20 protein-coding genes, 1 tRNA gene and 1 riboswitch are annotated in these 24,162 nt (G+C 55.8%); of the genes, 11 read left to right on the top strand and 10 right to left on the bottom strand.

Annotated elements, in window-relative coordinates:
- Positions 1-11: 11 nt before the first annotated feature.
- Entirely contained in the window at positions 12-884 is an 873-nt protein-coding gene (locus M2418_RS04225) for an ATP-binding protein (protein ID WP_259144954.1), read from the bottom strand.
- Positions 885-1,091: 207 nt separating this feature from the next.
- Between M2418_RS04225 and yajC the strand changes: the two genes are divergently transcribed.
- From yajC to M2418_RS04200, 5 genes are all read left to right on the top strand, one after another.
- Positions 1,092-1,439 (top strand): preprotein translocase subunit YajC, encoded by a 348-nt coding sequence (gene yajC / locus M2418_RS04220; protein WP_192487731.1) that lies wholly within the window; start codon positions 1,092-1,094, stop codon positions 1,437-1,439.
- A gap of 58 nt (positions 1,440-1,497) precedes the next feature.
- Positions 1,498-4,050, top strand: coding sequence for a protein translocase subunit SecDF (gene secDF / locus M2418_RS04215; protein ID WP_259144952.1), 2,553 nt, complete (start codon positions 1,498-1,500; stop codon positions 4,048-4,050).
- Positions 4,051-4,060: 10 nt separating this feature from the next.
- Positions 4,061-4,450 (top strand): Mth938-like domain-containing protein, encoded by a 390-nt coding sequence (locus M2418_RS04210; protein WP_192487733.1) that lies wholly within the window; start codon positions 4,061-4,063, stop codon positions 4,448-4,450.
- 71 nt (positions 4,451-4,521) lie between these two features.
- Complete coding sequence (locus tag M2418_RS04205) at positions 4,522-5,331, top strand: phytoene/squalene synthase family protein (protein ID WP_259145883.1); 810 nt, start codon at positions 4,522-4,524, stop codon at positions 5,329-5,331.
- 82 nt (positions 5,332-5,413) lie between these two features.
- A complete protein-coding gene (locus M2418_RS04200; protein WP_246787657.1) occupies positions 5,414-5,908 on the top strand; it encodes a hypothetical protein in 495 nt (164 codons plus the stop codon).
- 21 nt (positions 5,909-5,929) lie between these two features.
- Here the strand turns inward: M2418_RS04200 and trmFO are convergent, their stop codons facing one another.
- From trmFO to M2418_RS04185, 3 genes are all read right to left on the bottom strand, one after another.
- Positions 5,930-7,381, bottom strand: coding sequence for a methylenetetrahydrofolate--tRNA-(uracil(54)-C(5))-methyltransferase (FADH(2)-oxidizing) TrmFO (gene trmFO / locus M2418_RS04195; protein WP_259144950.1), 1,452 nt, complete (start codon positions 7,379-7,381; stop codon positions 5,930-5,932).
- A 279-nt stretch (positions 7,382-7,660) separates the two neighbouring features.
- Positions 7,661-7,804, bottom strand: a complete 144-nt coding sequence (locus tag M2418_RS04190; RefSeq protein ID WP_192487735.1) for a DUF1127 domain-containing protein — start codon at positions 7,802-7,804, stop codon at positions 7,661-7,663.
- 306 nt (positions 7,805-8,110) lie between these two features.
- Positions 8,111-8,257 carry a DUF1127 domain-containing protein gene (locus tag M2418_RS04185; protein ID WP_192487896.1) on the bottom strand — a complete coding sequence of 49 codons (147 nt, stop codon included), beginning with the start codon at positions 8,255-8,257 and terminating at the stop codon, positions 8,111-8,113.
- Between the two features lie 780 nt (positions 8,258-9,037).
- On the opposite strand from M2418_RS04185, the gene M2418_RS04180 reads away from it, so the two are divergent.
- From M2418_RS04180 to M2418_RS04170, 3 genes are all read left to right on the top strand, one after another.
- Positions 9,038-9,122, top strand: a tRNA-Leu gene (locus M2418_RS04180).
- Between the two features lie 189 nt (positions 9,123-9,311).
- Positions 9,312-10,733 (top strand): trigger factor, encoded by a 1,422-nt coding sequence (tig, locus tag M2418_RS04175; protein ID WP_192487736.1) that lies wholly within the window; start codon positions 9,312-9,314, stop codon positions 10,731-10,733.
- Positions 10,734-11,207: 474 nt separating this feature from the next.
- The gene (locus M2418_RS04170) at positions 11,208-11,840 is read left to right on the top strand and encodes a hypothetical protein (protein ID WP_405049387.1); all 633 of its coding nucleotides are present in this window, start codon (positions 11,208-11,210) and stop codon (positions 11,838-11,840) included.
- A gap of 20 nt (positions 11,841-11,860) precedes the next feature.
- On the opposite strand, the gene sthA is transcribed toward M2418_RS04170, so the two are convergent.
- The 3 genes from sthA to M2418_RS04155 all read right to left on the bottom strand — a co-directional run bounded on the left by sthA (position 11,861) and on the right by M2418_RS04155 (position 16,130).
- Positions 11,861-13,267, bottom strand: coding sequence for a Si-specific NAD(P)(+) transhydrogenase (sthA, locus tag M2418_RS04165; RefSeq protein ID WP_250982656.1), 1,407 nt, complete (start codon positions 13,265-13,267; stop codon positions 11,861-11,863).
- A gap of 292 nt (positions 13,268-13,559) precedes the next feature.
- A complete protein-coding gene (locus M2418_RS04160; protein WP_259144948.1) occupies positions 13,560-14,096 on the bottom strand; it encodes a DUF1003 domain-containing protein in 537 nt (178 codons plus the stop codon).
- 66 nt (positions 14,097-14,162) lie between these two features.
- The gene (locus M2418_RS04155; protein WP_405049375.1) at positions 14,163-16,130 is read right to left on the bottom strand and encodes an LTA synthase family protein; all 1,968 of its coding nucleotides are present in this window, start codon (positions 16,128-16,130) and stop codon (positions 14,163-14,165) included.
- 198 nt (positions 16,131-16,328) lie between these two features.
- Between M2418_RS04155 and M2418_RS04150 the strand changes: the two genes are divergently transcribed.
- The gene (locus M2418_RS04150; RefSeq protein ID WP_259144947.1) at positions 16,329-18,008 is read left to right on the top strand and encodes an NAD+ synthase; all 1,680 of its coding nucleotides are present in this window, start codon (positions 16,329-16,331) and stop codon (positions 18,006-18,008) included.
- Positions 18,009-18,144: 136 nt separating this feature from the next.
- On the opposite strand, the gene M2418_RS04145 is transcribed toward M2418_RS04150, so the two are convergent.
- The gene (locus M2418_RS04145) at positions 18,145-18,522 is read right to left on the bottom strand and encodes a glyoxalase superfamily protein (RefSeq protein WP_259144946.1); all 378 of its coding nucleotides are present in this window, start codon (positions 18,520-18,522) and stop codon (positions 18,145-18,147) included.
- Between the two features lie 182 nt (positions 18,523-18,704).
- Between M2418_RS04145 and M2418_RS04140 the strand changes: the two genes are divergently transcribed.
- On the top strand, positions 18,705-19,535 hold the full coding sequence (locus M2418_RS04140; protein ID WP_259144945.1) for a TolB family protein: 831 nt from the start codon (positions 18,705-18,707) through the stop codon (positions 19,533-19,535).
- Positions 19,536-19,574: 39 nt separating this feature from the next.
- Positions 19,575-19,760, top strand: a riboswitch (cobalamin riboswitch).
- Between the two features lie 79 nt (positions 19,761-19,839).
- Positions 19,840-20,526, top strand: coding sequence for a 5,6-dimethylbenzimidazole synthase (bluB, locus tag M2418_RS04135; RefSeq protein WP_259144943.1), 687 nt, complete (start codon positions 19,840-19,842; stop codon positions 20,524-20,526).
- A 34-nt stretch (positions 20,527-20,560) separates the two neighbouring features.
- On the opposite strand, the gene M2418_RS04130 is transcribed toward bluB, so the two are convergent.
- Together M2418_RS04130 and M2418_RS04125 are read right to left on the bottom strand one after the other, a co-directional pair.
- The gene (locus tag M2418_RS04130) at positions 20,561-21,643 is read right to left on the bottom strand and encodes a DUF2865 domain-containing protein (protein ID WP_310503179.1); all 1,083 of its coding nucleotides are present in this window, start codon (positions 21,641-21,643) and stop codon (positions 20,561-20,563) included.
- A 178-nt stretch (positions 21,644-21,821) separates the two neighbouring features.
- On the bottom strand, positions 21,822-24,131 hold the full coding sequence (locus M2418_RS04125) for an NADP-dependent malic enzyme (protein ID WP_192487744.1): 2,310 nt from the start codon (positions 24,129-24,131) through the stop codon (positions 21,822-21,824).
- Positions 24,132-24,162 lie beyond the last annotated feature (31 nt).

Below are 24,162 nucleotides of genomic sequence, written 5' to 3'. Positions count from 1 at the left end.
GCGAACTCGGATTATTTCGTGAGTGGTTTTCTCAACCGTCCGGCCAGATCCTGAATATATTGCCAGGCAACACGGCCGGAACGACCGCCACGGGTGGTTGCCCATTCCAGTGCTTCTGCCTTCAATGTGTCCTCGTCGATGCCAAGTTCGAAATGTTCGGCGTAGGAATTGATCATCGTCAGATAGTCTTCCTGACTGCACTTGTGGAAACCAAGCCAAAGGCCAAAACGGTCCGACAGCGACACCTTTTCCTCAACCGCTTCGCCCGGATTGATGGCCGTGGACTGCTCGTTTTCCATCATGTTGCGTGGCAACAGGTGGCGGCGGTTGGATGTGGCGTAGAACAGCACATTGTCCGGACGGCCTTCAATGCCGCCATCCAGCGCTGCCTTCAGCGACTTGTAGGCGGTGTCGTCATGGTCAAAGGACAGGTCGTCACAGAACACGATGATGCGGTGATCCTGATCTTTCATCAGGCTCATCAGCGCGGGCAGGGTAGAAATGTCTTCCCTGTGCACTTCAACCAGCTTCAGGGAAACGCCGGTTGCGTTGCGCACATCTTCGTGAACAGCTTTGACCAGCGAGGACTTGCCCATGCCGCGCGCACCCCACAAAAGTACGTTGTTGGCGGGAAAACCTTCGGCAAAGCGCAGTGTATTTTCATGCAGAATGTCGCGCACATGGTCGACACCGCGGATCAGTTGCAAGGCAATACGGTTGGGGCGCGGTACTGGCTGCAACGACTTGTTTTCTGCAGACCATACGAAACAGTCTGCTGCACTCCAGTCGTTCTTGGCGGGTGCTGGGCCCGCCAACCGCTCGACAGCATCGGTAAGCCGACGAATTTCGTTGAGGAGGAGAGCAGTCGTCTGATCTTGGGTCATTATAGGTCTCACGCTGTTTAATGCAGGCGTTTTAAGGGGATATTAAGGTTCGGTAGCATGGCGTTTCGATGCTCGAAAGGTTATGAGGTGCTGAATCGGTACGCAGCGTGACCCATGTCTGTTGCATTCGTGGCGATCACAACTATATTCCGGCGGCTTGAAGCCGGGTGGGCGGAATTGTTTGCCCGTGAATATGAGGAGTTTTATATGTTAGTTACTGAAGCCTTTGCCCAGGATGGAGCTGCTGCTGCTACGGGGTTCGGTTCCGGCCTCGAAATGCTGTTCCTGTTCGCACCGCTGATGGTCGTCTGGTATTTCTTCCTCATCCGCCCGCAGCGCGCGCAGATGAAAAAGCGTCAGGAAACACTGACTGCTATTCGTCGTGGCGACCAGGTTGTTCTCGGTGGCGGCATCACCGGCAAGGTGACCAAGGTTATCGACGATGCTGAAATTGAAGTCGAAATCGCTGAAGGCGTGAAGATCCGTGCACTGCGCACCTACATCGCTGAAGTTCGGGTCAAGGGCGAGCCGGTTAAAACCGAAACCGCTTCCTGATTTTTGACGCAGAGGGAAGGCGATACCGCCTCCCGACACCAACCTGGTCGAGACCTCTATGCTTTATTTTTCCCGTTGGAAAACCGTTTTTATCTGGCTTTCAGTCGCGATAAGCGCGTTTATTGCTTCCTCTAACCTGTTTTCCGAAGAACAGCTGCAGGGCATGCCCTCATGGTATTCGCACAACAAGGTTACACTTGGTCTCGATTTGCAGGGTGGTTCTCACATCATGCTCAAGATCGAGCGTTCCGACATTGTCAAGGAACGTCTTGAGACGATTGTGGGGGATGTTCGCACGCAGCTGCGTGACAAGAACGTTCGTTATTCCGGCCTTTCCGGCACTGGCCAGATTGTTCAGGTACGCATCACCGATCCGGCGCAGATTGACGCCGCAAAGGAAGCCTTGCGTGACCTGACCTTGCCTGTGTCTGCCGGCACGCTGGTCGGTGGCTCCGTCACCGAAGTCAGCATGAGCGATGATGGCAACGGCCTGCTGCGCCTGAGCCTGACGGATGACGGCATCAACTACCGTCTGTCGTCGGCTGTGTCGCAGTCGATCGAAGTGGTCCGTCGCCGCGTTGACGAACTGGGCACCACAGAGCCTCTGATCCAGCGTCAGGGCGATGACCGCATTATCGTTCAGGTTCCTGGTCTCCAGGATCCGCAGCGTTTGAAGTCGCTGCTCAACCAGACCGCCAAGCTCTCCTTCCACATGGTTGATACAACCATGCCAATCCAGGAAGCGATGAACGGCCGTCCGCCTGCAACATCGCAGGTCATGTATTCGAATGATGATCCGCCAGTTCCATATCTCATTGAACGTCGTGCGCTTGTTTCGGGTGAAAACCTTGTCGATGCGCAGGCCAGCTTTAACCAGCAGAACAATGAGCCTGTCGTAACCTTCCGTTTTGACAGCCGTGGCGCACAGCGTTTCGCGCAGGCAACCCAGCAGAATGTTGGCCGTCCGTTTGCCATCGTGCTTGACGATCAGGTCATTTCCGCACCTGTGATCCGCGAACCGATCATCGGTGGCTCCGGCCAGATTTCGGGTAACTTCTCGGTACAGGGTGCCAACGATCTTGCCGTGCTGCTGCGCGCCGGTGCCTTGCCTGCAACGCTGACTGTTGTGGAAGAGCGCACCGTTGGTCCAAGCCTCGGTGCAGACTCCATCAATGCCGGTCTTTACGCCAGTGCCATCGGTGCCGTCGGCGTTCTGATCTTCATGGTGGTGTTCTACGGCTTCTTTGGTCTGCTCGCCAACATTGCTCTGATCGTCAACGTCGTCATGCTGCTGGCCCTTCTCAGTATTATCGGATCGACGCTCACCCTACCGGGTATAGCGGGTATCGTGTTGACTATCGGTATGGCGGTGGACTCCAACGTTCTGATCTATGAGCGAATAAGAGAAGAAGTCAGAAGCGGAAAACCGCTTATCCAGTCTCTCGACCAAGGCTTTACGCGCGCTTTCGCGACCATTATCGACGCCAACCTGACGACCCTGATTGTTGCTGGCGTTCTGTTCTACATGGGTACCGGCCCGGTCCGCGGCTTTGCCGTCACGCTCGGTATCGGTATCATCACCACCGTCTTCACCGCCTACACCCTGACCGCATGGATGTTTGGCGTGTGGGTCCGTCGTTCGCGTCCAAAACACCTGCCAAAGGGTGTGCGTACGGGCATCTTCGACGGACGTGACTATCCGTTCATGGCCATTCGTCGCTACATTTTCATGTTTACGACCGTTTTGCTCATCGTCTGCGTTGGCGGCTTCGTGACCAAGGGTCTGAACCTCGGCATCGACTTCCAGGGCGGCTCGATCATCGAAATCAAGGCCAAGCAGGGTGAGGCGGATCTCGCTGATATCCGTGACCGCCTGAACGAGCTTAACCTCGGTGAAATCCAGGCGCAGGGCTTTGGCTCGCCACAGGACGCTCTCATTCGTATCCAGGCGCAGGAAGGCGGCGAAAATGCCGAACAGTCTGCCATCACCCTGGTACGTGGCGCGCTTGAGGACAATTACGACTTCCGTCGTGTTGAAGTGGTGGGACCTGCCGTTTCCGGCGACCTGACCTTCACCTCGACGATCGGTATCCTGATCGCCATGTTCGCAACCATGATCTATATCTGGGTGCGGTTCGAATGGCAGTTCGCGCTGGGCGCCATCATATCGATGGCCCACGACGTGATATTGACCATCGGCATGTTCGTGTACTTCGGGCTGGAATTCAACCTCACCAGTATCGCGGCGGTGTTGACCATCATGGGTTACTCACTGAACGATACGGTGGTTATCTATGACCGAATTCGCGAAAACCTCAGGCGTTATAAAAAGATGCCGCTGCCGGTGCTGATCGATGCGTCGCTGAACCAGACATTGTCCAGAACGATCCTGACCGGTCTGACTGTTCTTCTGGCACTGGCTTCGCTCTACCTGTTCGGTGGTGAGGTTATCCGCTCCTTCACCTTCGCCATGTTGTTCGGTGTTCTTATCGGTGTGTTCTCATCGGTTTACATTGCTGCACCGATCCTCATCCTCTTCAACCTTCGCCCAGATTCGAAGGCCGACGAGGAGAGCGATGGCAAGGCAACCGCCGTCACTGGCAAGGCCTAGGGGCTGAACCATGGCAGGTGGCATTGAAATACGCCCGGCCCATTTTCCCGGCCGGGCCCCGATAGATGCTTATGGCAATGGCGGTTTCCGCTTTGCCGAGATGTCACACCGCGGTTCGCTGCTGTGCCTGCCATCCGGCATCCACGGGTGGAATGCCACCGACCCGAAAAACCTGACGGTGGACCTGTTCGAAAAAGTTTTCGAGCAGGCCGCCGAAATCGAGTTCCTGCTTTTGGGAACCGGTGAGGGGATGCTGCTTTTGCCGAAAGAGCTGAGAGCAGCATTTCGTGAAGCCGGCATTTCCGTTGACAGCATGAGCACAGGCGCTGCCGTCAGAACCTATAATATCATGTTGTCCGAAGACCGGGCTGTCGCTGCCGCATTCATCGCGGTGGACTGACAACGAGACTGTCCGGCAATGGGGAGCATTCTGGCGTGAGCACTCAGGATACAGGCGCAATCTGCCTTAACATGTTGCGGGATCTCGACCGTGACAGATATCTGGCATGTCTGTTGTCGCCCGAAGACAAGCGCCTGGCACTGGCCGCCCTTTATGCCTTCAATGCCGAAATTGCCCGTATCCGTGATGCTGTAAGAGAGCCGCTGCCGGGCGAGGTGCGCATGCAGTGGTGGCGCGATCTCCTGGAAGGCAACGCGCATGGCGACAGCCAGGCAAACCCGGTTGCCGCCGGCCTTATGGACTGCGTGGAGAAATACCGCCTGCCGCGTCCAACGCTGATCAACCTGCTCGAAGCGCGTATCTTTGATCTCTACGACGACCCGTTTGAAGACCGCAATGCGCTTGAGGGATATGCCGGTGAAACGGCGTCCGCGATCATTCAGCTGGCAAGCCTCATTCTCGATCCGCAGGCCGCTGCTGGCAGTGCCGATGCTGCAGGCCATGCAGGTGTGGCGCAGGCCATGGCTGGCATGATGCTGCTGGCACCACTGCATCGCCGTCGCGGGCAGGTCTATATCCCCGTTGATATTCTCTCAGCCACCGGTCTTAACCGCGAGGCATTCCTTGCTGGTGAAGACAAGGACCGCATTACTGCGGCCATTGATATCTTCTGTGCAATTGCGCTTGATCATCTTGGCCATGCTCGCAAGACCAAAGTCGATGCGGCCTGTTTCCCCGCCTACCTGCCAGTGGCCATGACCGAGACTGTATTGAAGAAGGCAAAGAAGGCTGGCGCCTCTCTCTTTGAGGATGACATTCAGCCGTCTCTGGTGCGTCGCCAATGGCTGATGACCAAATCTGTTTTCCTGAAGCGTTTTTGACAGACGGTAAAATTCGCACAAGCCTCGCAGTGTAGGAACATCTCGCTGCAGTCGGGCGTTTGTCCTGAAAAGGAGAAATAGAATGAATTTGATCGTCGGGGCCATACTTGGCGCTGTGCTTGTCGTTCTGGGTTACTACATCACCCGGATGCGTCGTGCCACGGATGATGACAACAGTCATGATACGGGCCAAGCGATCATTGATTTTTCGCGGGCATTCCCCACCGAAGCAATCAGAAGTCTGCACATGACGAAAAACGGCAAAGCTGTTTTCGTCCGGCTTCATGACAACAAGGCCGGCTTCATGCGCAACATGGGTTCGCACTATGCCTGCATGCTGATTGCACCGGGTTCATTGCGCATTGAACATTTGCCGACAGGCGATGGCTTTGCGATTCAGTTTGCCGATGCTCCCAAGCATAGCGGCGAGTTCCGTTTCCCGTCGGCCAGTGAAGCGGCTGATGTGTCCTTGTGGCTGCTCGGCAGCTTTGTCGAAGAGGAAAAGAAACATCCGATTGAAGAGGATGCCGCACCGGCCATCAGGCACGACACGGCAGAACCTTCTCCATCCGTATAATTCAGCTGTTTTGAGACGCGGTTACTCTGCCGCGTCCACTTCCGGCGCTGGTGCAAACACCGGCGGTTCGACGCCCAGCCACTCGGCGCAGTCTTGCAGTGCTCTTGCGGCCATCAACTGACGCTTCATGATCGTCTTGTCCTTGCCTCTAAAGCGCTTGACGCCTTCAGGCTTGACGATCGAACCCGGTTCCAGTTCAGGGAACAGGCCGAAATTGACATTCATTGGCTGGAACGAACGTTTGCCCGGCTCATCGTCGGATGCCAGATGGCCGCCGGTGATGTGGTTGAGCAGAGAGCCAAGTGCCGTGGTTGCCGGTGGCAGGCTCGGGGTCTCGCCCTTGCGTTCCGCAGCAGTAAAGCGGCCAACCAGAAGACCAATCGAGGCGCTTTCCACATACCCTTCACAGCCGGTGATCTGACCGGCAAAACGCAGACCCGGACGGGATTTTAGCGTCAGAGACGGGTCAAGCAGGCGCGGGGAATCGATATAGGTGTTGCGGTGCAGACCGCCCAGACGAGCAAACTCGGCATTCTCAAGGCCGGGGATCATGCGGAACACTTCCGCCTGCGCGCCATATTTCAGCTTGGTCTGGAAACCGACCATATTGTAGAGCGTGCCGAGCGCATTGTCCTGACGCAACTGCACAACGGCATAGGCCTTGACTGTCGGGTTATGGGCGTTGGTCAGGCCCATCGGTTTCATCGGGCCGTGACGCAGGGTCTCGCGGCCGCGTTCAGCCATGATTTCAATTGGCAGGCAGCCATCGAAATAAGGCGTGCCTTCCCATTCCTTGAAACCAACCGTATCGCCCGCGATCAGCGCATCGATAAAGGCATGGTACTGCTCTTCATTCATCGGGCAGTTGATATAGTCCTTGCCCGTGCCGCCAGGTCCAACCTTGTCGTAACGCGACTGGTACCAGCAGATATCCATGTTGATGCTGTCGCGGTGCACGATCGGTGCAATGGCGTCAAAAAAGGCAAGGGCGTCTTCGCCGGTTTCAGCCTGAATGGCAGCGGCCAGATCGGGCGATGTCAGCGGACCGGTGGCAATGATCGCCAGATCCCATTCCTTCGGCGGCAGGCCACTAATTTCCTCGCGCACGATGGTGATCAGCGGATGTGCCTCAAGCTCTTTGGTGACAGCTTCGGCAAAGCCATCGCGGTCAACCGCCAATGCGCCACCGGCCGGAACCTGATTCTTGTCAGCGCAGGACATGATGAGAGAGCCGGCGAGACGCATTTCCGCATGGATCACGCCAACCGCATTGGCTGTCGCATCATCGGAGCGGAAGGAGTTGGAGCAAACCAGTTCTGCAAGGCTGTCACCCTTGTGAGCATCCGTGCCGCGCACGCCGCGCATCTCATGCAGGATAACAGGAACTCCGCTCTGGGCGATCTGCCAAGCAGCTTCCGAACCGGCAAGTCCGCCACCGATGACGTGAATGGGAGAATATTTGTTATCTTGCATCACATACTCACAAAACACCGCTCAAACATTGTCGCGGGTAAAGCCTTCATTGGGGGATTATTTGAAAAAGCTCCCAAGAGTTTTTGAGTATCGCATCTCTCGTTTGACAGTGCGCTTATTCAGCAACCTTGTTTGATGAGCATTTGCCCATTGCACTATCATGGGGAGGGCAGGCTTCCAATAGGAAGCACAAAAAGAAAACGGCGCCATATGGCGCCGTATCCTTTAGGTTTTCCGTCAAGGGTCCGCTGGGGAGGTCATCCAGCGAGCGCGCTTTGATTAACGGAAAGAGCGTGCAGCAACGTTGCGAATGTCGTGGCGGGTAAGGCCAATGTCATTCAGTGCCTGGTTGGAGAGGCCACCAAGTTCGTTAAGTGTACGACGGTAGCTGATCCAGTTTTTTGCAATGCGAATCGGGTTCATGGGTGTTTCCTCAAACTTTTGATCTTGTGACCGGGGCAGAGGTTTCTGCTCTCTCGGTGTTGAGGGTTATATATATACAACCTGCTATGTTGTGGAGTGCATTAAATAGGCGACTGCCATGCAAATGTGCAGTGAGTTGGCTAAGAAAGCGGCCGTGCCTGTTATTTAGGCTGCAATGTCTGCCTGTTGAGCATGATGCAGACAAAAGAAAAAGGCCGCAAGCTTTTTCAAGCTTCGGCCTTTTTAGGTGCTATTCGACAGAACCTCTTGGGATGGTTTGCCGACTAGCGAAGTCAGTGGCTAGTATTAGTAGCCAACTGCTGTGCGTGCTACGCGGCGGATGTCGCCACGGCCAATGCCCAGGTCGTTCAGTTCGCGGTCGGTCATGCGAGCGAGTTCTGTAACGGTCTGTCTGTACTTGCGCCAGTTGTTAAGCGAACGAGTGATGTTCATGATCGTGATCCTCTTGATCTCTGTTGTGGTGCTCTGCAGTGTTTTTTGCTGCACCCGTTTTCTGAAGCTGAATATAGCGATTTCAGCGAAAACAAACAGAAACAAGAATAGATGACACCTATGCACCAAATGCACAGCTCGGGCTTATTGCGACCCGTTTTGGTGAAATAAAAAGCTTATTTTTGATGCAGAAGCGATTTGAAGCGGCAAGTTGGGGTGATTTTCACCAGCGGTGCGCCGTGAATGCTTAGCAAAACGTAAATTTAAATCGATCTGGAAGCGCCGATACAGCTGTTTAAGTGCCAGATGGCGGAGGTGGGGCAAATAGATGGCAGACATGTGTCGAGTGCATGCCTTTTGGGATGAGGCAGATATCCGCAATGCATCGTTGCGTATAATCCAGCCTGGTGGCTTGAGTTGTGTCGTTTGCGAGGGTTTGGCGCATTGAAATGCGGGTAGGGGCGGCTGCGGGTGGTCGGACGTCTCTGTCTGTGTCGGCGTATATATAATGAGTCGCCACGCGTCTTGTCATGCGAGGGGCAACCGAGTGCTCCATGTGTCGCAATCTGCTGGAAATGTCCCTTAGCTGGCTTAAAAGATGTGTGACCCTGCCGTGATCATTCTCTATTTATGCCGGGAATGGCGGGATATTGCAGATAGCTGCTGGATGACGACGAATAACTGTCATTTTTCCTTTGAACTCCTGAAAACGGATGATATAGAGACGCGCGCTCCGGAAGGCCTCATGTGCCAGATGTTGTTTATGCAGGATTCAAGAGCGCGGGTATGGCGGAATTGGTAGACGCACCAGATTTAGGTTCTGGCGACGAGAGTTGTGGGGGTTCGAGTCCCTCTACCCGCACCATCTGAATCGCTTAAGAAGAATGTGTGAAGCTTCTTGCTTCGCCGCTTCTTTGGCTCAAGCGCAGTTTTTGCTCGGCAAAAAGTTTGTGCATGAAGTATATATAGCCACGTCCGGTTTTAGTTTCCGGCGTCGTGCTCAAAGTAACCAACGGCTGTCTGAGCACTGCCGCCATGATGTGAAGGTACGAAAATGCAGGTTATCGAAACGCTCGCTGAAGGGCTGAAGCGCGAAATCAAAGTAGTTATTCCGGCTGACGACATGAAGTCTCGCCTCAATGAGCGTCTTGCTGACGCCAAGGACAAGGTCCGTCTGAACGGCTTCCGTCCGGGCAAGGTTCCTGCTGCACACCTGAAGAAGGTATACGGCAAGTCGATCATGGCTGAGCTGGTCAACGACCTGATCCGTCAGAAGCCTTCTGAAATCCTGACCGGCCGTGGTGAAAAGTCTGCAACGCAGCCTTCCATCGCGATGACCGAGGACGAAGCAGAAGCCGACAAGATCCTGAACGGCGAAGCTGATCTCGAATTCACACTGACCTACGAAGTCATTCCTGCCATTGAGCTGAAGTCCAACGACGGCATCAAGGTTACCCGCGAAGTTGTTGAAGTCTCTGAAGACGAAGTCAACGAGCAGATCCTCAAGGTTGCTGAGAGCGCCCGCTCTTACGAAACCAAGAAGGGCAAGGCTGCTGACGGCGACCGCGTGACCATGAACTACCTCGGCAAGGTCGACGGCGTTGCTTTTGACGGCGGCGCTGCTGAAGATGCTGAACTGGTTCTCGGTTCTGGCCGTTTCATTCCTGGCTTCGAAGACCAGCTCGTTGGCGTCAAGGCTGGCGACGAAAAGACCATCACCGTTACGTTCCCTGCTGATTACCCAGCTGCAAACCTTGCTGGCAAGGAAGCTGCCTTTGACATCACCGTCAAGGAAGTTGCTGCCGCTGCTGCTGTTGAAATCAACGACGAACTGGCTTCCAAGCTCGGTCTCGAATCGGCTGAAAAGCTGAAGGAAATCGTTCGTGGCCAGATCGAAAGCCAGTACAGCAACGTAACCCGCCAGAAGGTAAAGCGTCAGATCCTTGACCAGCTGGACGAAATGTACAAGTTCGACACACCGGCAGGCCTGGTTGATGCCGAGTTCGACAACATCTGGCGCCAGATCAACACCGATCTTGCACAGTCTGGCAAGACCTTTGCTGACGAAGACACCACGGAAGAAGAAGCACGCGAAGAATACCGCAAGCTTGCTGAGCGCCGCGTTCGTCTTGGTCTCGTTCTCTCCGAAATCGGCGAGAAGGCAAATGTTGAAGTAAGCGAAGAAGAAATGCAGCGCGCGCTGTTCCAGCAGCTGCAGCAGTTCCCTGGCCAGCAGAAGGAAATCCTTGATTTCTTCCGCAACACCCCAGGCGCTTCCGCTTCGCTGCGCGCCCCAATCTTCGAAGAGAAGGTTATCGACAAGCTGCTCGGCGAAATCTCGGTAACGGACAAGACCGTTTCCAAGGAAGAGCTGCTGGCTGACGATGCTGAAGAAGCATCTGAGACCAAGAAGAAGGCTCCGGCAAAGAAGAAGGCTGCTCCTAAGAAGAAGGCAGCTGAAGGCGACGCCGAGTAATCCTTTTCATCCATCGGATGACGAATTTAAAAAGGCCGTAGCACCCGCTACGGCCTTTTTCTTTTGCCATAACAGGAAAATTGCCACTTTCACCTGTAGTTTCGACTATTCGCAATTGCAAAAATATCACGCTGCATAGCAAACAAAAATGTGAACGCCTTTCACTCTTGTTCATCTCCCGTTCATCTGGCACCCTTGGGTCATCGTTATCGAGTCACGTCTGAGAGATGTGGGTGAGGGATGACGTACTGCCGATAGTCGGCGGTTGGCGAAGGTCTGCTCGTCGTAGCATGGCTTTTGCGTGTGGTGCCGGATGCGTTCCGCACTCAGTAGCGTCGATGTGAACCAGATATGGTTCGTTGTGGGTCGATGCCAATATTCAACGGGTTTTGCGTCGTGGCACTGCGTGAAGACGCATGTCTGGCGCCCTGAGGTGATGAGGGCAGACTGATGTTTGCAAAAAGCAGCCAGCGTATGTTTCTGGCAATTGTCATGCTGGTTCTTTCTCCGTCCCTGTCATTGGCAGATGAGCGTGGATTGATCTGGAACCCGGTGAAAAACTCCGACCGGTCCTACACGACACGGATTGGTGCCAGGTTGCCGACCGACACGCCCATTCGTGGCGGGCTGGAAATGGGCGTGAACGCGTCCAAGGGTGGCGCGATCGTTGATTCCCCGGTGCGCCTGTGGGGCAATCTCACGCTGTTGTCAGAGAATCTGCCTGGTGTGTCGATGGCGCGTGATATCGGCGTGTTGATGAATGCGCTGACCGGTTCGGGCAGCGTTACCGTGACATCCTCGCAAAAGCGCATCGTCACGCCGGAGTTGGACGTGGAAACCAACAGGAACTTTACTGTGCGGTATGATGGTTCTGCCCGCCAATGGGGTGGGGTGAATGTGTCGCAATCGCTGCGACTGACGCGTTCGGAAACCGGGACCAGCTTCGTGCTGACCGGCAACAGCAAGGATACGTTTTCTGAGTTCAGTTCGGATGTCGCGCTTGAGCAGCGTCTGGGTGACAATATCACCGTAACCGGAACGCTGAGGCAGGGTTATGAAGATCACTTTCGCCCGGCCATCAGTGCCCGTTACAAAATCAGTTGGTAGTGACGTAAGGCGAGAGCGCCTTACGTTTCTTTTTTCAGTTCGCCCATACGGTTCCATGCGTCGAGGCCAGCAATCTTGTAGGCTTCGGCAAGGGTAGGGTAGTTGAAGGTATTTTCGACGAAATATTCGACTGTGCCTTTGAGGTTGAGAACCGCCTGGCCGATATGCACCAGCTCGGTTGCACCTTCACCGACGATATGAACGCCAAGCAGGCGGCGTGTCTTCAGCGAGAAGATCATTTTCAACAGGCCGGTATCGAGACCCATGATATGGCCGCGCGATGTTTCGCGGAAATGCGCAATGCCGCATTCATAGGGAATGCCACGTTCTGTGACTTCCTCTTCGGTCAGGCCGCAGGTGGAAATTTCTGGAACGGCGTAGATGCCGTAAGGGAAAAACTGCGGTGGTTCGCTGGTCGGTGCACCAACCGCGTGGCGCGCGGCAATACGGCCCTGTTCCATTGAGGTTGATGCGAGGCTTGGGAAACCGATCACGTCACCGGCCGCATAGATGTTAGGAACCGAGGTCTGGAATGTCTCAGGGTCCACCTTCAGGCGGCCGCGACTGTCAGCCTCAAGGCCGCACGCGGCAAGGTTCAACGTGTCGGTTGCGCCAACACGACCCGCAGCAAACAGCACGGTTTCCGCCTGCAGAACACGGCCGCTGCCCAGTGTGACCTTGCACTTGCCGTTTTCCTCGCGTTCGATCTTTTCCGCCTTCTGGCCGAAGATCAGCTTCATGTTGCGGTCGCGCAACTGGTAGGCGAAGTCTTCGACAATTTCCTTGTCGATGAATTCAAGCATGGTGTCACGCGGTTCAACCACGGTCACCTGGGTGTCGAGCGCGCTGAAGATCGTGGCATATTCAATGCCGATAACGCCGGCACCAATCACGATCATCGAGCGGGGCAATTCCTTGATTTCAAGGATTTCGTCGCTGTCGAGAATGGCATCATGGTCAAAGGGCACATGTGGCGGTCGGTAGGGCCGAGTGCCGATGGCCAGCAGAATAGAGGTGCCAGTGACTTTCTGCACTTCGCCATCACTCTTCACGACCTCAAGCGTGTTGGCATCAATGAAGGTTGCCATGCCGCGCAAGTGCTGCACACGGTTTCTGGCAAACTGATGTTCCAGAACCTCAACCTCATGATCCAGCGTGATCAGAAGGCGGCGGCGAAGATCTTCGGCGTTGATTTCCTGTTTGACACGGTATGAGCGGCCGTAAAAACCGCGCTCACGCCAGCCTGTCAGGTTCAAGGCTGTCTCACGAAGCGTCTTGGAGGGAATGGTGCCGGTGTGCACCGAAACGCCGCCAACGCGTGAACCTTTTTCGATAACCAGAACTTTCTTTTCCAGTTTTGCTGCCTGAATGGCGGCGCGACGTCCTGCCGGGCCACTACCGACAACGATGAGATCGTATTGATTCATGCAAAGCCTCGAAACGATGAACTTCTAAAGATAACGGTATTCCCGTTTAATGAATGGCTTCCGGTGGAGATGTCATGATGCCATCCGCGTCAGGCGATAAACCGAATCCGCCTGCCATTGCTGCGCCAACAGTGCACTGCAACAATTGCCTGCGTCAATCTGTAGCGTACGAGTCTGACGGATTCGTAACTGAATGGCTGCTTTGTGAAAATAAATATCGTGGCGTTACAAACCGCTAGGGAGACGGACGGCGTCATCCTGAGACACTTGCGAACTGCCCGCTTACGCTCACTTACGGTTTCTGCAGGTTTGAAAGCTGTTCACGAATGCCCGCCATGTCTTCACGCAATGCTGCCAGTTCCGCCAGCACCTTCATGTCGATTTTCTGGTGCAGGGCAAACACTTCCAGCTCGGCCTTCAGGTTGACCTCATAATCCTTGGCCGCTTCAAACCGGTCACGGGTCGTCTGGCGGTTTTGCGACATCATGATGATCGGTGCCTGAATGGCCGCCAGCATCGACAGGATGAGGTTGAGGAACACGAAGGGGTAGGGGTCAAAGGCATCCGAGGTCAATACGATGACGTTGATCACAGCCCAGGCAATCAGGAAGGCTAGAAATGTGAGGATGAAGCCCCATGATCCGCCCACTCGAGCGATCGAGTCGGCCAGACGTTCCCCGAAGGATGTTTCGGCTGAGAAGGCCGCATTGGTGTCCGTACTGACAAATTCCCGGTTTTTCGTGATTTCGAGAACACGCTTCTCGACATCTCCAATGTCTTTTTTGGAGCTTTTGAAACGCGAAACAATGGCTTCATGAATATGGGACACAATATCTCTCCGTCATGGGAACCTGCTGGAGGCTGACGAAGAGATAAGCGTTTGCCGGGTGTTCGTTCAACTGCTTTCGGCGGTTGTCCGTGTTTCGCCCCAGCTATCTGCATTGTTCAGCCAGTCAAAGCCGGGGAAGAAACGCGATTTGCCGTATTTCTCGCCAAACATCATGTCGTATTGCAACAGACGGTAGTCCCTGATGATGTCGGGTATCGACTGGGAGGAAATCGACCAGTCGGCAATACCGTTATCCTTGGCATCCACCAGCATGTGACGGTCCACAACCGGGTATTGCTTCTGCACACGGCCAAGCATGCCGGTGTAGAAAGGATCATCCATGCCAGCAGTTTTCAGCACGTGGTACGGCAACATGGCAGGGCTGATAGAGCCGATGTTTTTGCGTGTACCTGACTTGGACGACCACACTACCAAAGGTGTCTCATGTTCGCGCTTCATCACCTCAAGAGGTGCACGGCGTGTCGCCACCATGCCCGGCATATAGCCGCTTTCGACATAGACCTGACCCATCGGTGGCAGGTGATCGCCAAAGGTCACGATGATGGTTTCGCGGTTGCGTTTCTTGGCCCAGTCGATCAGGCGCGCAATGCTTTTGTCGGACTCGTTCACGCCCTGCGCATACGTCGCCAGCGCGTCTTCTGCACTGGGCGAAAGATTGCCCTTGCCATCAACGCGAATGGAATTGTTGGCGTAACGGTTAGCCTCATAGGGGCCATGGCCCTGCAGCGTCACCGCAAACAGGAACAGCGGGTTCTGCGCGTTATCGGCCGTGCTCATGATCTGCTCGAACAGCGCCTCGTCAGAGGCGAAGATGCCGCGCTTTTCCATGGCCGGCATGTTTTCTTCCGAGCGGAACTCTTCAAAGCCAAACGACTTATAGACCTCCTTGCGGTTCCAGAACCATTCCTGGAACGGGTGCATGGCAATGGCCGAATAACCCTCAGCGCGGAAGAAGGTCGCCAGCGATGGCACAGGGCCGCGTATATATTGCTGATAGGGAATGCTGCCATAGGGCAGGAAGGCGTTGGAAAAGCCAGTCAGCGCCTCAAATTCCACATTGGCCGTCATGCCGCCAAATTCCGGCGAAAACACATTGCCGGACTGGGTGGCGCGAATGGTCGGCATCGGGTCTGGCGTCAGCGAGACGTTGGAGAGCTTGCGCGGGTCCCACAGCGACTCGTTCATGATGACGATAACGTCAGGTCTTTTGCTGTTGTTGATGGCGAAGGCCGAACCGTCGGCATAGATATCGGCAATATTGTCAGCATTATAGGTGTCTGGTGCCGAGACATTGGCCATCGGAATGTTGAAGGTAAAGGCCATGACAAAACCGTTATGGCGATAGTTTTCCTTCTGGTCCCACATCATCGGAATAATGTTCAGGCGATCGCGGATCCAGGAATATTGCGAATATTCCATCAGGGAACCAAGACCGGCCAAAACCGGAACGGCAAGCGCCAAGCGCCACAGACGGCCGGTGAGTGGCAGCGCAGGCGACGCCTTGTAGATGAAGCGGGCTGCAAAAACGATGGCAACAATGGCAATGGCAAGACCGGCAAACACACCGACTGCCGCCAGCGGCCGTGCCTGCAACATGGCAGGCAGCAGCTGGAAAATCTGCCGGCCAAACAGCATGTCGGACGGGTAGAGCGGGTCAGAAAGGTAGAACTGCTTCTGGCTGGAAATGAGGGCCGGGATGAGCAGTGCCGGTACCGCAATGATAAACGACTGGTAGTGGCGGCCAAACAGCGCGTCGAGTGCGATCATCGCCAAAAAGACCGCAGCAACCGTGGTCATGCCGGGCCGGGCAGTCGAGGTTAAAAATGTGCCCACATCGGTCAGCGTGCCGCGGGCAATCCATTCCAGGAGAACGACCAGAAGCAGTGCGCCAAGCAGTGTATTCACCACGAAAACCGCTTCGCCCAGCAGCATCGTTATGCGCTTGATACTTCTTGTTGAAAGGGCAAAAGCAGCCCTCTCGGTTTCCTCGATCTCGGGAACCGATTTACTCAATGTCGTCACTCCGGCGGTATGGTCACAGAATCATGAAAAGATCTGTCGTCAATTTGTCATGTAACTGTCACATAAGTTTCATGAACGCGACATGAACTGTTGAAAATGCACAGTGTTTCGGGATGAAATTTACGTGACCGCGCCTGTGCTTCTCATCACTGATTGCGGAGTAAGACGCCACACGTTAAATGGTTATGTATGAGCGACTTACACACCACACCGAATACTCTTCGAATTGCTATCGGGCAGTTCAATCCAACGGTTGGCGACGTGGCGGGCAACCTCGCCAAGGCGCGTGAGGCAAGGGCAGATGCGGCCAGCCAAGGTGCTGACCTTCTGCTTCTGACCGAGCTGTTTATTTCAGGTTATCCGCCGGAAGATCTGGTTTTGAAGCCGGCGTTTCTCAATGCCTGCCTGAAGGCGGTTGAAGATCTGGCGGCAGACACCGCCGATGGCGGTCCCGGCGTCATTGTCGGTTTCCCAAGACAGGGTGAACTTGGCCGCCACAACTCGGTCGCCGTGCTGGACGGCGGCAAGATATTGATGCTGCGCGACAAGATCGACCTACCGAACTACGGCGAGTTTGACGAAAAGCGTGTATTCGTGGCCGGCGAAATGCCCGGTCCCGTCAATTTCCGTGGTGTCAGGCTAGGTATCCCAATTTGCGAAGAAATCTGGAACGATATGGGCGTGTGCGAAACGCTGGCGGAAACCGGTGCTGAATTGCTGCTGGTGCCCAACGGTTCGCCCTACTATCGCGGCAAGGTGGAAGTGCGCCATCAGGTGGCGCTACGTCAGGTTATCGAAACCAATCTGCCGCTGATTTTTGCAAACCAGCTTGGCGGGCAGGACGAACTGGTATTCGACGGCGCAAGTTTTGCGCTGAATGCCGACAAGAGCCTGGCATTCCAGATGAGCCAGTTTGAGGCGACACTTGCGGTCACGGACTGGAAGCGCACTGAGAACGGCTGGCACTGCCACAGCGGCCCGATGTCGAAAATCCCCGAGGGCGAGGAAGCGGATTACCGCGCCTGCCTGTTGGGCTTCCGCGACTACGTCAACAAGAACGGCTTCAAGAGCGTCGTGCTTGGCCTGTCCGGTGGTATCGATTCCGCCATTTGCGCAGCGATTGCGGTCGATGCGCTGGGTGAAGAGCGTGTTCGCTGCATCATGCTGCCATACCGCTATACGTCGGATGAATCGCTGAAAGACGCTGCCGATTGCGCCAAGGCGCTGGGCTGCCGTTACGACATCGTGCCGATTGTCGAGCCGGTGGAAGGTTTCCTGTCTTCGCTTGCCGAACTGTTTGAGGGCACCGAAGAGGGCATTACCGAAGAAAACCTGCAAAGCCGTACCCGTGGCACCATCCTGATGGCGGTGTCCAACAAGTTTGGCTCCATGGTGGTGACGACCGGCAACAAGTCCGAGATGTCGGTGGGTTACGCCACGCTTTATGGCGACATGAATGGCGGCTTCAACCCGATCAAGGACCTCTACAAGATGCAGGTCTACGCCATTTCGAAATGGCGTAACGAACATGTGCCGCCAACCGCGCTTGGTCCGTCCGGTGAGGTGATACCGGCGAACATCCTGTCCAAGGCGCCATCGGCCGAACTGCGTCCAAACCAGACCGACCAGGATTCACTGCCGCCATATCCGGTGCTGGATGATATCCTGGAATGCCTGGTGGAGCAGGAAATGTCGGTGGATGACATTGTGGCGCGCGGCCATGACGTCACGACCGTACATCGCATCGAGCATTTGCTTTATCTTGCGGAGTACAAGCGCCGCCAGTCTGCGCCGGGTGTGAAAATTACCAAGAAGAACTTCGGGCGTGATCGCCGTTACCCGATCACCAACCGGTTCAGAGACCGGTAGAGATAAGAACGGCGCGGCTCAAACCGCGCCGTTTTGTATGGTGGGTTGCCGTGTATGGCTGCAACACGACTCTCGTCGTCTCTATGCTTGTCACAGAGATCCAGCGGAGCGCGTCGGCGCGACACCATTCCCGTACCTAGATTACCTGACCGACATCGATGCGGTTGCCATCCGGGTCTTCAAAAACAAAGGCGCGCAGGCCGTAATCCTTGTCCTGCAGACCCTTGATGATGCGCAGGCCATGTTGTTTGCACAGCCTATGCAGGGCATCGACGTCACTCACCATCATGTGAGCAACGTTGAAGGGGGCTGCCTTGTGTGACGGCTGCAGGGTCAGATGCAGCTCGGCATTGCCCTGCTTCAGGATCATGAAACCGACGGGATTGCCGTTTTCAAAGACCTTGGTGAAGCCGAGAACACCGACATAGAAGTCATGGGCCTTTTGAATGTCCTTGACGGGAAGCATGGCGGCAATCCGGCCAATACGGATGCCTTGATCGGCGATGGAATTCATCGCAGAACCTCGAACCTGGGAGAAACGGGGCAGGGTAAACGTACGGTGCCGAAACGCTGCTGTTCTCCTTATTTGAATTTGCAGGACGGTGCCTGCGGCAATAGGATCATTATGTGAAGGTGTCGGGCGAGGCAAATAAAATGTCCGCTCAATCCTGTTGATGAGTAATCCCGGGAGGATGCGTGCGCAGTTCCATCGAAATCTACAACATCCGCACCCGTCAGATGCGTGTGGTCTGGCAGACCGAGGCGCTGTTTGAAGCGCCCAACTGGTCGCCGGATGGCCAATACCTTCTGCTTAATGCCGATGGGCTGATCTATCGCCTGTCGCTTTCGGGTGATCCGACACCGGTCAAGGTGGACACAGGTTTTGCGACCCTGTGCAACAACGACCATGGCATTTCGCCCGACGGTTCGCTTTATGCCATTTCCGACAAGGTGGAGTTTGGCAAGAGCGCAATCTACCTGCTGCCGTCTTCCGGCGGCACGCCAAAGCTGATGACGCACAATTTGCCATCCTATTGGCATGGCTGGTCACCGGATGGAAAATCACTTGCCTACTGCGGCATTCGCGATCAGGTTTTTGATATATATTCCATGGACATAGAGAACGAAGTTGAATCACGTCTTACGCATGGTGAGGGCCGTAATGACGGGCCGGATTACTCCGCCGATGGCCAGTGGATCTATTTCAATTCCAGCCGCACCGGGCTGATGCAGATATGGCGTGTGAAGACTGATGGCTCATCCGTCGAGCGCGTAACCGACAGTAATTTTGGAGACTGGTTTCCACATCCGTCGCCATCAGGCGACAAGGTGGTGTTCGTGTCCTACGACGCCGATGTCTTTGACCATCCCCGTGACCTCGATGTGCGGGTGCGGTTGATGGATACCGATGGCGGCAATGTCGAGACGCTGTTTGAGCTGTTTGGCGGGCAGGGCACCATGAACTCGCCCAACTGGTCGCCTGATGGCGATGAGTTCGCCTATGTCAGGTATTTCCCGGCGACCTGACGCCACATGCACGCGGCTTGCATTTGCGCGATCTAGCGGACATAAGCACTGCCGTCAGGTGCCTGCACGACGTGCGGGAGAATCGGGAATCCGGTGCAAGACCGGAGCGTGCCCAACGCTGTAAGGCGGACATCTGCTGCACCAATCGCCACTGGATGTTCCGGGAAGGCGGCAGCGGAAGGACGATGCCAAGCCAGAAGACCGGCCCGACATCATAGACCAGCCCGTATGGACGGCGGGAATGGTTGTTTGCCGGATGGGTTCTGCGGGATCTGCCGGCGATAGGCATTGTTGGGGATTAACGATGCAGGATGATCCGTTTTCTGAAGCCCGCCACGCGGCCGGCGCTTTTTCCTGTGATGACAAGGCAGCCGTTTACCGGGCCATTGAGACGCGCCGTGATGTGCGCAATGAGTTTGAAAGCCATCCATTGCCGGATGATCTGGTGCAGCGGCTGCTGGCCGCCGCTCACGCCGCACCTTCGGTCGGTTTCATGCAGCCGTGGAACTTCACACTGATCAGGGATCAGACGGTGCGTGATGCCGCCTGGCAGGCTTTCGCCCGTGCCAATGAGGAGGCGGCGCTGCTGTTCGAAGATGACAGGCAGAGCCTTTATCGTAGCCTCAAGCTCGAGGGCATTCGCACCGCCCCCCTCAGCATCTGCGTGACCTGCGATCCGACCCGTGGTGGTACCGTCGTTCTGGGACGCACCCACAACCCGCGCATGGATGTCTATTCCACGGTCTGCGCCATCCAGAACCTGTGGCTTGCTGCCCGTGCCGAAGGGGTGGGTGTCGGTTGGGTCAGTATCTTCCATGATGCAGACATACGCCGCATTCTCGGCATTCCCGACCATATCGAAATCGTTGCTTGGTTATGTCTGGGTTACGTGACCGAACTCTACCGCGAGCCGGAACTGGCGGTTAAGGGCTGGGCCAAAAGGCTGCCGCTGGAAGATCTGGTGTTCCAGGATCAGTGGGGCCGTCGCTAAATCTATTGGCGCGTGTGAGGAAAGGCGTCGTGCATCACTGCTGCTGCGGTTGTGCACCTTGCAGAGCCGGATTGTGCAGATCGATCCGGCTGGTTTCCTCGGGCAGAAATTGTGGTCCGACGACCCGGACTTTGCTATCTTTGGGGTCATAGTCGCGCTCGGCTGGTGCTTCGGCAACCGGTTGTTCTGCCTGCTTCTTTTCGCCATTCGGCGTCTTGATATCGGTAACGCCGGAATAGGGTTCTGCGGGTTTGGACTGGTTGGCCTCTTCCTGCTTTTTCATCTGGTCGAAGTAGGACGCCATGTTGCAGCCGCAGGACGGCGAGCGGGTGTCTGCTGACGTGTTGCGATAGGCAAAGGCGGTCGGCAGGTCCTTGTATGGTTTGCCGGTCTCGGCAGAAACCATGTCCGCACTCTCCTGACCTTGCAGGGAGTGGTAATAAAGCTCGGTCTCAGAACCGGGGCACATTTGCTCACAGGTCGCGGCCTGACGGCGAAAATCAAGCGGTGAGGCATTGGACGAAATCGGGAAGAACGCGCCGTCGCAGGTGCGTACGCACAGGGTTCTAAGGCCGCCCTGCATTGGCGGTGTGAACACCGGCTGGCGGTTCGGGTCCACCTCGATCATGCCGGGTGGGGCAAATTCCTGGGTCTGATCATTCGGGCTAGCGGCCGCAGACTGCGGGCGCTCGTCAAAGCAGCCATTGGCATCAAGTGCTGCCATGACACGGTCGCGGTCAACGCCGCGATTACGTTGCTGCGCTATCATCTGGTCGCGGCTGACAAGCAGGTCGTCACGCTCCGCCTCGGCGTCATAAAGCGCATCTTCAATCTGGTCGCACAGCTGGGCATTTTCACCACCGTAAACGACAATGCTGCCGCTCGAGCAGCCATAGGCCCTCAGATCATTGCGGATTTTGCGGATGATGATGTTCTGGCGGGTCAAGGCGCTGGCAAAATGGCGCACTTCGGCAGTGTTGCCAATAATCTGTGCCGGTGCGCGCAATTCCTGACGCAGGTCATCACACACCGAGGCGGCAAAGGACACGGCAGGAAAGCTACCGATCAATACCGGCAAAAACAGCATTGTAAAATTGCGCAGTTTCAAAGCTGTCACCTGTATGTTCCGCTTCCGATGTGGTTGCGTTTTCGGCTTCGCGTCTGCGGACATCCAAACAAAAAGGATGGAAAAAGATATGCCGCAAGCGCCTCATTCATCAGATTGTTATCATATAAATGAGGCAGTTGCGGCAATCGGCAATTCAAAACTGCGTTAACGCAGCTTTAGGGCACCATTACGGATGCGAGGCTTCCACGACAGCCAGGGCTGCCATGTTGACCACGCCGCGCGATGTCACGGTTGGCGACAGAATATGTGCGGGCAGGGCGGTGCCGAGCAGGATCGGGCCAACATGCAGCGCATCCGTCATCGTGCGGACCAGACCGAGCGAAATATTCGCCGCGTCAAGGTTCGGGAACACCAGCAGGTTTGCTTCGCCAGACAGCGTGCTGTCAGGCATGGCGCGCTTGCGCAGGCTTTCCGTCAGGGCAGAACCTCCCTGCATTTCGCCGTCGACTTCGAGATCTGGTGCAGTGTCACGCACGATCTGCAAGGCGTCACGCATCTTGCGGGCGCTTTCCGAATCACGCGAACCGAAGTTCGAGTGGCTGATCAGCGCGGCCTTTGGCGTAATGCCGAAGCGGCGGATTTCCTGAGCGGCCAGAATGGTGCTTTCCGCAACTTCTTCTGCGGTTGGATTGTAGGTCACAAACGTATCGGTGAAGAAGGTTGCGCCACGCTGCGAGATGATCAGGCTGAGGCCCGAGAATGCACGTACGTCTTTTTTCTTGCCAATGATCTGGTTGACGTCACGCAGGTGACGGTCAAAACGGCCTTCTAGACCGCAGATCAGCGCGTCTGCTTCACCACGCTTGACCGACAGCGCACCGATGACGGTGGTGTTGGTACGAACGATGGTGCGGGCAGCTTCCGGGTTGATACCCATGCGGCCAACCAGCGCGAAGTAATCATCGACATATTCGCGGTAACGTGGATCGTCTTCCGGATTGACCACGGCAAAGTCCGCATGTGGACGAATGCGCAGACCGAAACGCTTGAGGCGGGATTCGATGATCTGTGGACGACCAATCAGGATCGGTACGCCGGTGCCTTCTTCCAGCAGAACCTGGGCTGCACGCAGCACACGCTCGTCTTCACCTTCCGAGAAGATGATGCGCTTCTTCTCAGCCGATTTCGCAGCGGCAAAGATTGGCTTCATCACAAAGCCGGAGCGCCAGACGAAACGGTTCAACTGGTCGAGATAGGCGTCGAAATCGGTGATCGGACGCGATGCAACGCCGCTGGCTGCCGCCGCACGGGCAACGGCCGGTGCAATGCGCAGGATAAGGCGCGGGTCGAATGGCGATGGAATGAGGTAGGTCGGTCCAAACAGCGGCGTGTCACCGGAATAGGCTTTCGCAGCCACTTCTGAGATTTCTTCACGCGCCAGTTCGGCAATTGCCTTGACGGCCGCCATCTTCATTTCTTCGTTGATGGTGGTCGCACCACAATCCAGCGCGCCGCGGAAGATGTATGGGAAGCAGAGAACGTTGTTCACCTGGTTCGGGAAGTCGGAACGGCCGGTGCAGATCATCGCATCAGGACGGGCTGCACGCGCAACTTCCGGCATGATTTCCGGGTTCGGGTTGGCAAGTGCCAGAATAAGCGGCTTTTCAGCCATCTGTACCAGAAGCTCAGGCTTCAGGACGCCAGCCGCCGACAGGCCGAGGAAGACATCTGCGCCATCGATGGATTCGGCCAGAACGCGCTTGTCGCTCTTCTGGGCGTAGATTTCTTTCCACTCGTCCATCAGGGTATTGCGGCCGTCATAAACGAGGCCTTCAATGTCGTGAACCCAGATGTTTTCCTTCTTGGCGCCCAGCGATACCAGCAGGTTAAGGCAGGCAAGGGCTGCCGCACCGGCGCCTGACGTGACGATCTTGACATTGCCAAGCGACTTGCCGGCCAGTTCCAGGCCGTTCATCACGGCGGCAGCCACGATGATGGCGGTGCCATGCTGGTCGTCGTGGAATACTGGAATGTTCATCTTCTCGCGCAGCTGGCGCTCGACTTCGAAACATTCAGGCGCCTTGATGTCTTCAAGGTTGATGCCGCCAAAGGTCGGCTCCAGCGCCGAGATGGTCGAGACCATGTCGTTGATGCCGGGCGCGTCGATTTCGATGTCGAAAACGTCGATGCCAGCGAATTTCTTGAACAGGACGGCCTTGCCTTCCATCACTGGCTTGGAGGCCAGCGGACCGATATTGCCAAGGCCAAGTACAGCCGTTCCGTTGGAAATAACCGCTACCAGATTGGCGCGCGCCGTATATTCGGCGGCTGTTTCTGGGTTTTCGTGAATGGCAAGGCAAGGTGCTGCAACACCCGGCGAATAGGCCAGTGCCAGGTCGCGCTGGTTGCCGAGCGGCTTGGTCGGTTGAATTTCGAGTTTGCCGGGGCGCGGATAGCGGTGGAAAAAGAGCGCCTGTTCGTCCAGGTCAGCACTTGCTGGTTTGGGTTGAGTTTTGTTTTTATCCTGCGAATTCATTCCTGCACCGCTTTTTTCAAATGTTTTCGTT

It is taken from the genome of Rhizobium sp. BIGb0125 (genome assembly GCF_024810055.1).
Taxonomy (GTDB): Bacteria; Pseudomonadota; Alphaproteobacteria; order Rhizobiales; family Rhizobiaceae; genus Agrobacterium.
Note: the sequence above shows the minus strand (reverse complement) of the source record. Positions and strands in the feature narration are given on the sequence as shown.